11 protein-coding genes are annotated in these 15,249 nt (G+C 41.1%); 5 read left to right on the forward strand and 6 right to left on the reverse strand.

The window, feature by feature from the left end; genetic code table 11:
- Positions 1 to 64: 64 nt before the first annotated feature.
- From JMX13_RS06230 to JMX13_RS06245, 4 genes are all read left to right on the forward strand, one after another.
- A complete protein-coding gene (locus JMX13_RS06230; RefSeq protein ID WP_201611054.1) occupies positions 65 to 361 on the forward strand; it encodes a helix-turn-helix transcriptional regulator in 297 nt (98 codons plus the stop codon).
- Positions 362 to 363: 2 nt separating this feature from the next.
- Positions 364 to 618: a helix-turn-helix domain-containing protein gene (locus JMX13_RS06235; RefSeq protein WP_201611056.1), complete on the forward strand. Its 255-nt coding sequence runs from the start codon at positions 364 to 366 to the stop codon at positions 616 to 618.
- A gap of 223 nt (positions 619 to 841) precedes the next feature.
- On the forward strand, positions 842 to 3,121 hold the full coding sequence (locus JMX13_RS06240) for a YfjI family protein (RefSeq protein ID WP_201611058.1): 2,280 nt from the start codon (positions 842 to 844) through the stop codon (positions 3,119 to 3,121).
- Positions 3,122 to 3,311: 190 nt separating this feature from the next.
- The gene (locus tag JMX13_RS06245; RefSeq protein ID WP_201611060.1) at positions 3,312 to 3,656 is read left to right on the forward strand and encodes a hypothetical protein; all 345 of its coding nucleotides are present in this window, start codon (positions 3,312 to 3,314) and stop codon (positions 3,654 to 3,656) included.
- A gap of 190 nt (positions 3,657 to 3,846) precedes the next feature.
- On the opposite strand, the gene JMX13_RS06250 is transcribed toward JMX13_RS06245, so the two are convergent.
- The 5 genes from JMX13_RS06250 to JMX13_RS06270 form a co-directional block, all read right to left on the reverse strand.
- Positions 3,847 to 7,116 carry a type I restriction endonuclease subunit R gene (locus tag JMX13_RS06250; protein WP_201611067.1) on the reverse strand — a complete coding sequence of 1,090 codons (3,270 nt, stop codon included), beginning with the start codon at positions 7,114 to 7,116 and terminating at the stop codon, positions 3,847 to 3,849.
- Between the two features lie 144 nt (positions 7,117 to 7,260).
- The gene (locus JMX13_RS06255) at positions 7,261 to 8,151 is read right to left on the reverse strand and encodes a tetratricopeptide repeat protein (protein ID WP_201611068.1); all 891 of its coding nucleotides are present in this window, start codon (positions 8,149 to 8,151) and stop codon (positions 7,261 to 7,263) included.
- A gap of 144 nt (positions 8,152 to 8,295) precedes the next feature.
- Positions 8,296 to 9,054, reverse strand: a complete 759-nt coding sequence (locus JMX13_RS06260) for a hypothetical protein (RefSeq protein WP_201611069.1) — start codon at positions 9,052 to 9,054, stop codon at positions 8,296 to 8,298.
- Between the two features lie 66 nt (positions 9,055 to 9,120).
- Entirely contained in the window at positions 9,121 to 10,446 is a 1,326-nt protein-coding gene (locus tag JMX13_RS06265) for a restriction endonuclease subunit S (protein ID WP_201611074.1), read from the reverse strand.
- Positions 10,446 to 12,818 carry a type I restriction-modification system subunit M gene (locus JMX13_RS06270; RefSeq protein ID WP_201611076.1) on the reverse strand — a complete coding sequence of 791 codons (2,373 nt, stop codon included), beginning with the start codon at positions 12,816 to 12,818 and terminating at the stop codon, positions 10,446 to 10,448. The genes JMX13_RS06265 and JMX13_RS06270 overlap by 1 nt, the downstream gene beginning before the upstream one ends.
- A 925-nt stretch (positions 12,819 to 13,743) precedes the next feature.
- Here JMX13_RS06270 and JMX13_RS06275 point away from each other — a divergent pair.
- Positions 13,744 to 14,559, forward strand: coding sequence for a hypothetical protein (locus JMX13_RS06275; RefSeq protein ID WP_201611079.1), 816 nt, complete (start codon positions 13,744 to 13,746; stop codon positions 14,557 to 14,559).
- Between the two features lie 360 nt (positions 14,560 to 14,919).
- Here JMX13_RS06275 and JMX13_RS06280 read toward each other — a convergent pair whose 3' ends face one another.
- Positions 14,920 to 15,222, reverse strand: a complete 303-nt coding sequence (locus JMX13_RS06280; RefSeq protein WP_201611081.1) for a monooxygenase — start codon at positions 15,220 to 15,222, stop codon at positions 14,920 to 14,922.
- Between the last annotated feature and the right edge of the window lie 27 nt (positions 15,223 to 15,249).

Below are 15,249 nucleotides of genomic sequence, written 5' to 3' on the forward strand. Positions count from 1 at the left end.
TAAGATGACTCGTACAAGATAAGCCATGATATACCGTCGTGGTACATAGTATGGAGTCATAGACATGACAGATCACGCCAATATAAATAATCCCGTTATCGCCTTCACTGATAGCACCTCAAACACCATCGAACAAATATCCGCGAACCTAAACATTAAGCACTTGCCACCGCAAGGTATGAGCCGTGCCAGCCAACTTATACCATTATTACCGTTTGGTAGCAGTACCTTATGGGCATGGTCACGCGACGGACGCTTTCCAGCACCAGTAAAACTATCCCCTACTATGACGGCATGGCGCAATGCTGAGGTTATCGAGTGGTTAGAGTCTCACGCTGCCTCTACTAATAATGAGGTGTAATAATGAATATGACACCGAATCCTAAAAAACTAACTCTTATACAAATAATTATGAATCACCTGTTGTCAGGTAGAACCATATCAAATATGCAAGGCTATAAATTATATAACACAACTAGCGTTGTGCGGCGTATAAGTGAGTTACGCGCTGCAGGAGTACCTATTCAAGATGTGTTTATTAAACGTAATGGTGAAAAATATAAGCTTTACTGGATAAATAAGACTGACAGAGATAAATTTTGTGAGGTAACTCAATGAGCCATTACAACGAGACTCAAAATACTCTACAGCCATATAATCGTAAACAACGATACCGAGGGAATGTTCAACTATTCACGGTATTACCCGTAGCTCTAGCAAGTCTATTTATTGTGTTGTGGCTTCCTAGGTGTCAGCATCAACCGCCGCCAGCTCTCGTTCAAATAATAGATGAAAATACATCAAATACTTCTAATTCCTTAGAGTGGCAACAGGAGGTTCTATGAAAATTAGCCTCAGACAAAACAACAACCATGAAAAAGCCCATGCTATTAGCACAGGCTTGTCTCAATATATTGCAGACTTTAGACTCGCCACATTTGCAGATGTCGCAGGTCATAACACATTAGAAAGTTTACTAAGCAATGGTGTATTAAACTCAGTCATTTATCTAGATAGAGATATTACCATATTTACAGGTGGGCTGGCAGGTGAAAAGCAGATCCATACCGCTGGTACTATAGGACTGCTAACAGTTAATAATCAAGCGGAGACTGTCACACTTGCCAGCATACCGCTTGAGGATAACGGACACATTTTTATATCTGATACTGATATACCAAGCGCTTTTGTCATTGGCTCAATGAGTGAAGATAGTAAGTGGATAATCATAGCTGACTTAGCTGAGGCTGTAAGGTGTTATAACGCTTATTGCAAGCTAGGCATTGATGTGACGGTACTCACTTGCCTTGTACCTAGTCTATTTAATCGGACGGTAAAGCACTTCGCAGAGGTGCAGCAAGTGACCATCGTGACCACCTCACAAAACAAAGCCAAAGTAATAACACCGCTTAAAGGCGTGAATGTTGAAGCTATCGTTTGTGAGCATACGCTTATTTATGACGCGCTTGATTTTGACGCTGATTATGATGATCTAATCGCTGATGCTGAGATCATAAACTTGCAAGCATTAGGCAAACCAAAGCCCAAACCTATCAGTCAAACGCTACCACCAGTTAAGACGCTGACAAGCGCTATGATGCCAAAACTACTATGGGATTATGCTTCAAACAGTGCTGAGCGCTTAAGCGTACCTATTGAATACGTAGCTATACCGTTAATAGTATCGTTTGGTAGCGTGATAGGGACTAAGCTGAGTATCTATCCAAAGATGTATGATAACTGGGAAGTTGTCCCTAACTTTTATGGCGCAATCGTAGGCAATCCATCAAGTAAAAAAACACCATCTTTAACTGAGGGATTAAAACCTATTAGCTACTTAGAAACGCTTGCTGAAAAGAACCACCTTGACGAAAAGCTTGAGCATGACACTCAAAAAGAGCTTAATAAGCACATGGCAAAGGTAACTGAGAAACAACTCAGTGACCTTGCTAAAAAGCTTATGACCCAAACTGATGACAATGCTGAGATCAGTCAAGATGATCTCAAAGCCAAAGCGCAAGAGTTGGCAGAGGCAAAACAGAATGATGAGCTAATACCTGAGATGAAACGCTACTCTACAAATGATGGAACGATTGAAAGTATAGGAGAGCTTGAAAATAAACATAAAAATGGAATGTTAGTTATAAGAGACGAGCTAACAGCATGGCTTGCTTCGTTAGATGGTGATGCTAATAGTCAAAACAAATCATTCTTTCTTGAGGGATTTAATGGGTTAGGTAATTTTAAAGTTGATAGAATAGGCAGAGGTCATATACCTATAAGTACTCACTGTCTATCAGTCATTGGTGGCATTCAGCCTGATAAGCTTGAGTATTATCTATCTAAGACTATGAAAGGTTTAGGCAATGACGGCCTCATTCAGCGTTTTCAATTAATGGTCTATCCTGACCCACTACCTAACAGTAAAGAGCGCGACTTGCCACCTGACAAACAAAGTCGTGATGCGATCTATAATTTGTTTGAAACGATTGACAGTATGCAGTTAGGTGACTTCATGCGCTATGGGGCAAACCCAATTGATGAATATCACAAACGACCTTATTACCGCTTTACTGATGAAGCTTATGAAGTATTTATGAATTGGTATGATGCGATTAAAATTAGAGCTAGTGAAGCTGAGCATAGCATCATAGCTGAGCATCTAATTAAATATACTAAAACAGTGCCGTCATTAGCCCTAGTCTTTCACTTAGTCGATTGTCTCGAACATGGTACTTCTTTAGGTGCAGTCAATATCAATGCGCTCAGAGCGGCGCTAGCATGGTGCGAAGTATTAGAGAGTCACATGATGAGGATATATAGCACTGTCACCGATAGCGCCAATATAAAAGCGTCTTATTTATCAGAAAAAATAATGAAAATGGCCAGAAAGGGAGCTGACAAAACTGACACAACCGACTGGTTTGAACATGGATTTACAGCAAGGCAGCTAATTCGCAAAGGGTGGAAAGGTCTAAATGATGCTGATGACGTATTGAACGCGCTTGAAATATTAGTCGAACATAACTGGTTAAGCTGGAAAGTTGTGTCCAGTACTGGACAAGGAGGTAGACCGACTGAGCGTTATTCTATCAATACAAGATTGACTGAGCTTAAATAGGTTCTGTCAGTTATGTCAGTGCAATATCTGGGCGTTATTGAAAAAAATAGCGTCCTTTTTATCTGTATTATTTCCTATTTGTATTATAATGGTATAATGGTGGATGAGCGTTTAAATAAATATTTATAAGATATTGTTTAAAAATCAGAAGATTAAAAATAATTTATATTTTTTATTTTATGGAATATTTATGAAATACTTAACAACTCCTTTAATTACTCTTGCTATTATAGGTTTTATCCCTTTAGCAAATGCCGCTGAGGTAGAAGAAGTATGTGCCAAATATAGGCAAGCTTTTGGTGAATGGTCAAAGTCTTATAAAGTAAGTGCCACTTTGATCGATGGCAGTGAGCTTAAAAGTAAGACTAGTTGCTATTCTTGTTATGATAGCTTTTCAAAATATGCGGTCATGTTTTGGAGTAATAATGGTACAACGGTCATTAAACTTGATAATCGATACCTTAGCTACTTTGGTAACGAAGGTTATGACCAAGACGGTAAACAGTGGGAGCTTTCTAAAGGCTACTGTTATTGATAGTTAGACTATTTTAAATATTCTATTCAAATTAGGGCATTATGTAGAAGTAGTGCCTTTTTTTGTTGTAATTGGTTTAGAAAATTTAAGGTTAAAACCCAACATCTATATAGAATAAAAACTTGTCAAAACCTCATAAAACCTCAGATTTAACTTAATTAACATATGTCATAAGTGAAAAACCTAACCTTTAAGCACCCAACTTCGTATCAAGCATCAATCTAATAAACTTCTTAAACTGATTGGGATTAGACAGTAAGTGCATAGTCATATCTTCAAACGCATCCTTCGCTTCAAACATAGCGTCTTCGGCGGCATCAGGATAACCACCAAGCATAATCTGATCGGTACTGTTATTACTGAATTGCTTGACCACAATTTCGTTTTCCGTGACCTTATCCCAAATAGTGTTCATAAAATTAACTTTGTCTTTATCAGTAAAGTCCTCGCCCGCAAACACCTCGTTCAATCTATTAATGACTTTCGACAGCAGCTCTTCTTTCTGATCCTTTGGCTTTCCTGTACCACCACCGCCGCCAGCTTCTAGCTCGCCACTACCCTCTTGTAGCTTTAGATCTTGTTGATACAGCTTTGAGACGCGGTAATGACTCATGACAATATTACTTAGATCAACGTCATCTTCGTTGTCCACACTTTCGCGCAGTAGCGGCTGTAGGTTACGCGCATATAGGCTCAGCTTTTCCAGCTCTTTATCGTCATAATCGACGATTTGCGACATAAACTCATACTGGCGGGTGAATGTCCCTAAATCCTTTTTAAAGATCTCCAGCGCATCTTGATCGGCCTTAAAGCCTTTGTAATCATTTTCGGCATTGGTCATCAGCACCACATCACCAGTCGCTTTGGTACGCTCTAGCATCACTTTGGCGTGCTGTGCTTGTTCGCGCGCCAGCTTATAACGCTTCTGCCAACGCTCGACCGCTGGCTTGCAGATATTACTAATGGCCGCGTTAGACTTATTCTTGCTATAGAAGGCTTCAACAAACTGCTCGACCTCATTCCATAAGAAGATGCCGCTGGCACGTAGTTTCTCATACAGGTCATACACCTGATCGGGATCGGACACATCTGCTAAGGTGGCGGTCTCATAATACGGCTGGAAGGCTTCTAAAATATCTTGTGGGTCATTAAAGAAATCGAGCACAAAGGTGCCACTCTCCGCTTTGCCCTTATAGGTACGGTTAAGCCGTGAAAGGGTCTGCACGCAGTCCACACCCGTCAGCTTCTTATCGACGTACATAGCGCAGAGTTTCGGCTGGTCAAAGCCTGTCTGGAACTTGTTAGCCACCAGCATCACTTGATAGTCATCGCTGTCAAAAGCTTTACGTAGGTCACGGCCTTTTAGGCCAATATTCATATTGTGCTCAGTGAACTTCTCACCGATGAGTGCGCCGCTGTCAGGGTCGTTATCATTGAAGGTAACTTCCCCTGAGAAGGCGACCATGGCATTGATGCCACGATAGCCACTATCTGCAATATAGTTATCAAAGGCGATTTTATAACGTACCGCTTCTTTACGCGACCCTGTCACGACCATGGCTTTGGCTTGCCCGCCGAGTAAGCCTTTAATGTTGTCGTTAAAGTGCTCAATGATGATCTTAACTTTCTGTGCGATATTGTGCTCATGGAGGCGCACCCAGTTATTGAGCTTAATCTTGGCGCGGCGAGCATCGACCTCATCATCTTCGGCAGCAAGCTTCTGCTTAAGCTGATAGACAACCTTATAGTTGGTGTAGTTTTTTAGCACATCTAGGATGAAGCCTTCTTCAATGGCTTGGCGCATGGAATACACATGATAAGCGGCGGGCAAGTTATCGCTAGCAGCTGGCAAGTCAGGGTTAGGCAAGCGCCCAAACAGCTCAATAGTTTTTGGCTTAGGCGTGGCAGTAAAGGCGTAATAGCTTAGGTTAGGACTGCTACGGCGTGCGGCAAGCGTGGCATCCATTATGAAATCAAGGCTATCTTCACTAGATAGCGGCGCATCATCATCTGCATTACTCTCTATATCACCTGAGATTAGCACTTCTTTAAGCTGGCGTGCGGTAGAGCCTGTCTGTGATGAGTGCGCTTCATCGGCAATGATGGCATAACGGCGCGACTTTAGGACGCTTGAATCTTCAATCGCTTTGAGTACAAATGGGAAAGTTTGAATGGTGACAATGATAATCGGCTGCGATTTTACCAACGCGGCCGCAAGCTGCTCAGACTTCGAGCCGTCACCCTCTTTTCTATTGATCTTACCGACCACGCCATCGGCATGTTCAAACTGGTAGATGGTGTCCTGCAACTGGTCATCAAGCACGGTGCGATCAGTAATGACAATGACAGAGTGAAACTGTTTATCACCGTCGCTGCTGTATAAGGTCGATAGCTGATGCGCTGTCCATGCGATAGAGTTAGATTTACCTGAACCTGCACTATGCTGAATCAAATACTTTTGACCCGCGCCCTCATCAATGGCCGCATTGACCAATTTAGTCACCACATCCCACTGATGATAGCGCGGGAACATCATGGTTTCCTTTTTAGATTTGCGCCCAATAGCGTCTTCTTCTTCCTCAATTTGCAGATGCATAAAGTGACCAAGAATCGCCAATAGATTGTCTGGGGTAAGTACTTCATTCCATAGATAATCAGTGGCATAGCGGCTGCTATCGCTAGGAATATCATTACCCGCGCCGCCGTCTTTAGTGCCTTTATTAAACGGTAAAAAGTAAGTACTGTCACCTGCCAGCCTTGTGGTCATATAGACTTCATATTGACTGACGGCAAAATGCACCAATGCGCCGCGCTTAAACGTCAGTAGCGGCTCAGGCTTTTTAGTATCAGGGTCTTTAGGCAGGCGGGTCTTCTTGTACTGAGTGATGGCATTTTGTACCGCTTGTTTAAACTCGGATTTTAGCTCCATCGTCGTCACAGGCAAGCCATTGACGAATAGCACGATATCGATACGGTTGCGCTTAGCGACCTTTCCGTCAGTGCTATCCTTTACGCTGGCATGCGGGCTATATACCACTTCAGGGACAACACGGCAGATATTGGCCTCATAGCGCGCCATGGTCTCAGGGTTTAGGCTATGTTCAGGCTTAAACTGGCACAAACTAAACCGCGCGTTACGAATCTTTAGACCGTGACGTAAGACGCCTAGCGTGCCATAAGTGCGCGAGGCTCTATCGGTGGCGTGCGCGTCTGCCTTATTAAGCTGCTTGACCAAGGCGGCGATAAAGTGACGCTCAGAGTCGATAGGAAAGGTGCGACAAAACTTCTCCCACTCCTGCGGCTGGGTGGTCTGCACAAAGTCCAGCACGTCTTTCTCGTATAGTGCGGTCTCTGCCGTATAGCCGCTAGCATGACCGAGCTGCCAGCCGTGCGCTTGCATCTGAGTGACAATATCGGCTTGAAAGACAGTTTCGTAGGTGAAGTCGTGAGCGTTGGTCATGTTAAGTCCGTTTGGTTTTATTATTTTGCGTAAAAAAATTAGATCGAAAGCGCTATAAATTCTGAAATTGGATATGGGTTTTGTATAGTGATAGCGACTTCCTTATAAAATCGTTAGCAGCTTAAGTAGCGCACATCATATATTTCAACTCTCTTGTGACATGACTAAAGAAGCTATAACTTCATAATCCATCAAAAACAAAGCTTCATAAAGATCACAGCTCATAGGATCGTCACTCCCGCATGCTTTGTGAAACCATTTCATGGCTTGTTCGCGATCTTGATCAACACCATCACCGCCCATATAAAGCATCCCCATGTTACGCTTGGCATACCTGTTATTTTGAACCGCTGATTTTTGGATCAGCTCAAACGCTTTTTTGTAGTCCTGCGCTACGCCATTACCTTTTAAGTACCTCACACCTAGATTGTTTTGGCTAGTTGGATTGTTTTGATCGACTGACTTTTGTAATAATTCGAGCGCTTCAATATTGGCTTGGTCGACTGCAGTCTCGTTGTCATAATAATAGTCAAAGTTATTTTGAATAGTCGCTTTTGATTGGACTGCAGCTTTTTTATACCACTTGTGAGCCTTATCATAGTCCTGCTTGGTACCTCGACCATATTCGTGCATAGTCCCCAAGTAATATTGTGACATCAGATCGCCTTGGTTAGCAGCCTGCTCAAACCATCGGAACGCTTTAAAACTATCTTGGGCTACTCCTAGACCTGAATTATAGAAAATACCTAGATTCCATTGTGCTGTTGCATCCCCTTGGTCGGCAGCTTTATGAAACCATTCAGCAGCTTTGGCATAATCTTGAGGCACTTTTTCACCTGCGGCATACATCGCGCCTATCTCATATTGAGCGGCGATAGAGCCGTCATCGATTGGTGCCTGACTGGCAGCCGACTCACTTGCCTGCGCTAATTGCGAAAGTCCAAATACTGCGCTTATGAATATTAGGCTTGCAGAGATTAAGTTTAAGAGTTTTGCTTTAGAGGTAAAGCTTCGTATTGGGACAAATAGTTTCATAGATTTATTCTTTTTTTATGTTCAGGCGCAACCCAACCGCTCACATCAATCTTACCCTTGACGGCAGCCGACATTAAAGCGGTGCGGTGTTCTTGCATGAGTTCAATAATTTATTTAGTTTGACTAAAAAACGTAATCCAAGTTTTACGGCTCATCGCACACCTCTTTAAAGCTTTTACCAAATAACGCTTTATTCAGTTTTTGCTGATTTTTAAATACCACTTCAGAGTCGGCATGATAGACCTGCTCATTGACGCAATTACCAAAACCAAAAGTAACCAAGTTTATCTTGGCGTACTTAGTAGGGTTGCTGGCTTTTTCTTCCTGATAGCGCTTGGTAGCCAAACTGCGGTAATACTTACCACCATCGTCTGTGATATCTGCTTGTTCTTGAATTTGCTCTTCAACAAACTGCTTCCATCTATTTTGCACAGCCTTTTCATTCTTTAATAACGGCTCAATATAAGTTTTACACATTTGCGGGCTTTGCTTGAGTGCCTCACTGGGATTCAGATATCCCAAAATCGTCAATTTATTTTGTTTATATTCGCCGTCAATAGACTTGACCAACTCTTGCTTATAACCTTTTGCGTCAGGCACCACATCAAGTCGTTCAATATTATTCTTAACTTTTATATATTCTTCAGTAAGCTTGTCTAAGTCTTTCATCGATAACTTGTCTAGTGCATCAATATCCATCGGTGGAAAAAAGCTTTCTAGATTTGATCTGGTTAAGCTTTCTAATACTAAATGTGAATTCTTGATTTGCTTAGCGGTATATTTTTTACTATCAAAGTCACCCTGCATACTGCAAAAATCATCTTGCCATTTATAGGTCTGTGCTTGGGCGATGGTGGTCACGGCCATTGATGCCAATAGAGCTGCTACGGTAACTGCTTTCATGATATAACTCCTTTTATTGATTTTCTTGTTTATCAAACGCAATATGCGCTTAATCTCTATTTACAGCTACTCAGGCGCTTGCCAGCCACGAACATCAATCTTACCCGTGACGGCAGCGGAAATTAAAGCGGTGCGGCGTTCTTGCATTAATCTGATAGCAGCACTGGCTTTTTCTATTAATGTGTTGTATTTCTTCTTTTGTAATTTACAGAACTTATCAATTTCGAACTGTTCTTGCTTAGGTGGTACACATACCTTCATCTGACGAATAGAATTTAGCGACAAATTAAAAATAGTAGTCCCTGTGACTTCTAAATCAAAATAACGAAGTGCTTGGCTGCTTTGTAAATACAGCATTAAGTATTCAGGTAGTAAATTATCAGAACAGTTCATATATGCGGCACTTTTGCCTAGAATTACCATCTCATTATTGTAGCGAGCAACGTTGCCAATAGTGCCGTTAATGGAAAGCAATACACTAGATTTATCTAGATAAATATAGTGTTTTTTATACTCATCTTCAGGTACTTCTTTAGATGTTTTCCCAACTACTATCTGCCCATTGACTAAATTATTTCCATTAACAAAATAATATCCCGTATTATCCTGATACTGAGGGGTTGAATGCAAGCCATCACCAATTCTCGATGTTTGATGAATCAACTTCGGTAGCTCCCAATACTCAGGCACATCACCCAACCATTCCACCCCAGAATCTTTCATCGGCGCATCAGGATTTAAACCTTTAGTCACCGCATGACTGATAACGGCTTGGCGCTTCTCTTTTAACAGTTGGATAAGGGTTTGCTGCTTTTCGATTAGGGTATCGATTTGGGCGGTTTCGTGGTCGAGGAAGTTGGCGATATGAACTTGCTCTTTGTATTTAGGCGTGGAAACCTTTAAAGAAGCTACAGTTTCTTGATTAATATTAGGTTGCCCACCACCAGAAGATAAACGCACTATGTCATCTTTAAAAGCTTGCATCCAATAGTATAAAAACTTATTAAATATCACACTTGATTGCGACATGACACAACAAGCTTGATTCGTTGTTGCTTCAACTCCTAATATCCCTAGCCTACCAATAGTTGCACCATACATTGCAATAGCGATTGAGCCAACTGGATATACTCTTAAAGTTGGAAATGCTTTGATGGTTTTTTTAGAGACTTTCTTTTTAGTATCTAAGATCAGTTTTTCTCTTAACTCTCCTGTAGTTACCCACGGAATATCGCCAACATACCACTCTTCGTTACTGGAAGGCGGCGTAGTACCAGAACCTATTTCCAAATAAGCATGTGCTATCTTCCACATTTCCCAATCCTTAGGAATCTCCCCCAACCACTCAACCCCAGAATCCTTATACTCATCATATTGCTGATACTTCGCCATTATGAATGCACCTCACCCAATAACTGCATAATCTCAGCACTTACCGCATCCAAATCCGCATCAATCTCTTGTAGCGCACGCGGTGGCTCATACACATAGAAGTGACGGTTAAACGGTATCTCAAATCCGACAATGCCGATCTCTTCATCAATGGCATCTATCTTATCCGCATTGATCCACGCATCAGGCACATGCGGCTGTACTTCACGGGCGAAGTAGCTTTCAATCAATTCAGTGGTCGTCACCTCAGGATTCAGCGGCACGTTTTCATAATCACGCAAATCACTGTCCGTTTGGAACTCGACTATTTTGGTCTTGCTGGCAGGATCGGTATAGCTAAACGCACCATAGAGCGGATTGGCAACCTTGAGCGTTTTTTTAATGACTGGTTCTGCTTCAGGATTTTTCCACGTGATGGCATCCATCAGCTGTTTTTTCTCTTTCGCATCAAGACTCACATCAGCGTCTTTTAACGCTTGCTTGAATACTTTTTCAAACTCATTGAAATCATCAAATTGGCGCGCGCCGATAGCCGTTTGTAATGCCTTAGCTTTATTCATTAATACAAGCTGCGACTGCCATAATTTGGCAGCCAGCACGTCTTTAACTTGGCTTTCTTTCAACTCGCTAAAGTCCGCTTTTATCATTGCGCGTGCTTCTAGTGTGACTGCTGATAAGTCACCGTAATTATTACTATCATCATCAGTTGTCCAATCACTGCCAAACTTCTCATAGAGCGCTGGCATGACCATATCGAACGGCTTAGGCGCATAGCGTAGGCTCTCGATAGCACTATCAGATAACTGCGCCGATAGACGCAGCGGCCGCTCAATGGTGATACGGCGATAGCCAAACTCATGGGTGGCAAATATTTTACTGGCAAAGGTCTTAGCAGGCTCAGCTTTAGGATTGGCAGACTGACGGCCACGGTTAGACTTCACCTCTTCTGGTTTATCGAGTACGCGCGCGTCAACCACTTCAAAGTCCCCAAAGCTGCGGGTAATGGTCTTGATGTCGTCATCACTCATCTCGTTACGCTTAGAGCCAAGAGATTTACGCATTTTGCTGTATAGGTTACTACCGTCAATCAATTGCACGTGACCTTTGCGCTCAGCGGCTTTCTTATTGCTTAATATCCAGATGTAGGTCGCAATGCCCGTGTTATAAAACATATCATTTGGCAAGGCGATGATGGCCTCTAATAAATCCGCTTCTAAGATATAACGGCGAATCTCACTCTCACCGCTACCAGCGCCGCCCGTGAATAATGGTGAACCGTTTAAGATGATACCAATACGGCTGCCTTGATTGTTGTTTTGAGTGCTGCTGCTATCTGTCGCTTTATCATCACCAGTAATCGGACGCATCTTGCTCAGCAAGTGCATAAGGAATAATAGTGAGCCGTCAGACACGCGCGGCAAGCCAGCCCCAAAGCGGCCGTCAAAGCCTTTTTGCGTATGCTCATCATTGATCTCACCTGATATCTTTTTCCAATCTACGCCGAACGGCGGGTTAGATAGCATGTAGTCAAACTTCTCAGCGACCAGCTGATCATTGGATAAGGTATTACCTAGCTTAATGTTATTAACCTCTTGCCCTTTGATCAGCATATCGGCTTTACAGATAGCATAAGACTCAGGGTTTAGCTCTTGACCATAGGTACGCATCACCGCGTCAGGATTCAGCTCTAGCACGTATTCCATACCAGAAGATAGGAAGCCTCCCGTACCCGCTGTCGGGTCATATATGGTGCGAATAATGCCGTCTTTAGTGAGTGCATCATCATCTTCCATAAATACCAGTGAGGTAGTCAGGCGCACGATATCGCGCGGGGTAAAATGCTCACCTGCGGTTTCGTTAGAACTTTCAGCAAAGCGGCGTATTAATTCTTCAAAGACAAAGCCCATTTCATGGTTAGAGATAGTCTCAGGGCTCAGATCGGTATTGGCGAACATCTGCACCACTTTATACAGTAAATTGGCATCCGCTAGCTGACCGACAAACTCTTCAAATTTGAAATGCTCAAATATCTCACGCGCGTCTTTAGAGAAAGATTGCACGTAAGTATTGAGGTTATCCTTAATATCGCTTTGACCCATCTTGCTTAGATCCATGGGCGAGATATTGTAGAATGGTCGCTTGCTGGCGCGAATGATGAACTTCTCTTGCGCTTCCTCAGGCAGACCCATGCCAGCGATACGCTGACTCTCAGCGACGACGTTTGCTTTGGTTTCTTCTAATACACACTCTAGGCGGCGCAATAGCGTGAATGGCAGAATGATGCGACCGTATTGGGATTGCTTAAAGTCACCACGTAATAGATCAGCAACAGACCAGATGAAAGCCGCTGTTTGAGAGAAGTTTTTGGTCATGTGATTGTCTTATTGTTTGTTGAGCAGGGATAGATACTTGGAATGATATGGCAGCCATAAAGAATGGCTCACACGTACTGCGATGGCGTATATCGACTTATGACGGTTTATAGAAATCATTGTATGATAGTAGAGGATATAAACGCTAGCATGAAAGCGGAATTAAGAGTCTTATTTAATAAAAGCATTCTTATTTAAATAAAAGAGTTCTTATTAATAATAAGCGGTAGTTTTGGAAGCATAATGGATGAAAATAGGAATAATAGGAATAAAAAATCGCTACTTTAGACCTTTATTTCAAAATAAAAAACCACCTCTAAGTCAATGAAATAGGTAGCTAGCGTTGGAATAAAAAGATTTCTTAGGAAGCAGAAAATGGGAAATTACTACTTTTTTTAGTGACCGTCTTAAATAGTGAATGGCACACTCAAAATACATGCGAATTTATCCGTTTATCTATTGCTAAGCACTAAGAAATATTTCAAAGGAACCGATAAATATAAGAAAACTTGTAAATAAAAGTAACAATAAGCAATCTTAGTTATTTATACCGGTTAACAGATCTTAGTTATTTTTATATACTGATGGCCGCTAATTCCAGAGTGACTTTTGCATAATGCGGTATATTTTGCGGTATATTTATATTTTATAAAAATAAAACCCTTTAATAACAAAGGCCACAGCCAATAATTTACTTCCTGCCGTTCCGACCAAACATAGTAGTTAAAGAGAAAAGCCAATCATTGTTTTAAATGGTTGGCTTTTTTTTGTGCTAAATTTGGCTGGTGATTGTATGATGGTTCATTAAGCAAATAATAAAAAAAAATCCTGTAAGGCTAGGGCTAATTACCCGAACGGCATTTTTACCACCTCAAACGATGCCAGCGCCTTGCACCTTTTTTAGGTTTGGGGTATGAGGTGAAAAGTGGCTTTATATGATATTAATGAATTTTTAACATTGCATGATGTTGCCGAATACTTAACAGATAAATGTAACTATAACTTTAATTTAGAATGTTCAATAGACCAAGATAGACTCATTGAAACTATCATTCAACTTGTGCTAAATGATAAATTGCACCCAGTATTTTATTATAGAGGTAATGTAGATTGGTTAGAACAAAAAGTAATAACAAGTAAATCAGATAGTTTAATTAACCATGAAAGAGTCTTAACAGGTATCACTTATGATATAAGTTCTAGAGGTTATTATTTCGTTAGTGATAAGAATTTTGACAAGCTGATTGAAAACAACTGTTCAAACTATGTTGATGTTATCAACTGTACTATTGAGCCTTATCACGTAAAGGGAAAGCAAGAAATTTGTGAAAATAACATTCTTTATTATCGTAAAATAAAAGAGAATTTTTCAGTTATTTTTCACGATTTACTTTATCCAAGATTAGACCTAACCAAACTTTTCAACCAAACCGAAGCCAAAACTGAAGTTATCGAGAAGCTAAGACAAAAGATAGCAGACCTTCAGAACCAACTAGCACAAGCCAAAGTTGAATTGGCAGATAAATCAGATGGTGACGAACCAACACATCATAAAACTATTAATTCTATGGCAACATTGGTAGTTACTTTACTTAAACTTGCAAGTTATGATAAACAAGACTTAGAGAACCCTCACGGTAATATCAACAAAGAAATAATAGCTAAAGCAGAGGGTTTGGGTTTAACTTTAGGCAAAGACTTCATCGCCAAGTGGTTGAAAAATGCTGATGAAGTTCTATAGAACTCCGCCATTCTCTATATAGAACTATCGAACCGCTCTACCTCATAAAATAGCAATCATAAGCCGCATCAATCAAGTTACGGCAATTATGGAGCTAGACACATGACACACTTAGAAAAAACTGAAGCCTCAACCAGCAAAAAATCACCCACCCAAAAGCTATTTAACAAACCACCCCAATGGTCGTTTGCTATATTAAAATTACTGACTATTCTGATACCTTTATTATCAAATACACCTGATATCCAACTCAATTTTTATACCGTTAATATCCTATTTTAAATTTAAACATACAAGAAAAAGCCAATCATTGATATCAATGATTGGCTTTCTTTATGTTCAATGGCTATTAATTAAATATTACAAAGACGCCTTAGTAATCGCACTTAGCGCTTCATTTATAATAAAGGTCTTCGATTTAATATCTGTAAATCCAAATGAAGTCAGTCTTTGGGTATGCTTTTCTAAATATCTGTTGGCATCCTCTAGATTATCAAACACATAAATTCCGCCCGCTTCTTGCGTCTCTTCGTTTTCTGTCCATAGCTTATAGACCAGACCGTTTTCGGTGGCGATATCTTCGGCCAGCTCTTTCATGGCGTCAAAAAATGCACTGCCAAAAGGTCCGCTATAAGGAAAGTCTATTTGCAAAAGATATTTCATTTTTTAACCCTCATTGTTATTGAATAG

It is taken from the genome of Psychrobacter immobilis (genome assembly GCF_904846285.1).
Taxonomy (GTDB): Bacteria; Pseudomonadota; Gammaproteobacteria; order Pseudomonadales; family Moraxellaceae; genus Psychrobacter; species Psychrobacter immobilis_D.

Bases quoted from the DNA above. Each gene is read 5' to 3' on its own strand.
- JMX13_RS06260 (WP_201611069.1), bottom strand. From the start codon at position 9,054: ATGAAAGCAGTTACCGTAGCAGCTCTATTGGCATCAATGGCCGTGACC.
- JMX13_RS06280 (WP_201611081.1), bottom strand. From the start codon at position 15,222: ATGAAATATCTTTTGCAAATAGACTTTCCTTATAGCGGACCTTTTGGC.
- JMX13_RS06250 (WP_201611067.1), bottom strand. From the start codon at position 7,116: ATGACCAACGCTCACGACTTCACCTACGAAACTGTCTTTCAAGCCGAT.
- JMX13_RS06255 (WP_201611068.1), bottom strand. From the start codon at position 8,151: ATGAAACTATTTGTCCCAATACGAAGCTTTACCTCTAAAGCAAAACTC.
- JMX13_RS06235 (WP_201611056.1), top strand. From the start codon at position 364: ATGAATATGACACCGAATCCTAAAAAACTAACTCTTATACAAATAATT.
- JMX13_RS06245 (WP_201611060.1), top strand. From the start codon at position 3,312: ATGAAATACTTAACAACTCCTTTAATTACTCTTGCTATTATAGGTTTT.
- JMX13_RS06265 (WP_201611074.1), bottom strand. From the start codon at position 10,446: ATGGCGAAGTATCAGCAATATGATGAGTATAAGGATTCTGGGGTTGAG.
- JMX13_RS06230 (WP_201611054.1), top strand. From the start codon at position 65: ATGACAGATCACGCCAATATAAATAATCCCGTTATCGCCTTCACTGAT.
- JMX13_RS06240 (WP_201611058.1), top strand. From the start codon at position 842: ATGAAAATTAGCCTCAGACAAAACAACAACCATGAAAAAGCCCATGCT.
- JMX13_RS06270 (WP_201611076.1), bottom strand. From the start codon at position 12,818: ATGACCAAAAACTTCTCTCAAACAGCGGCTTTCATCTGGTCTGTTGCT.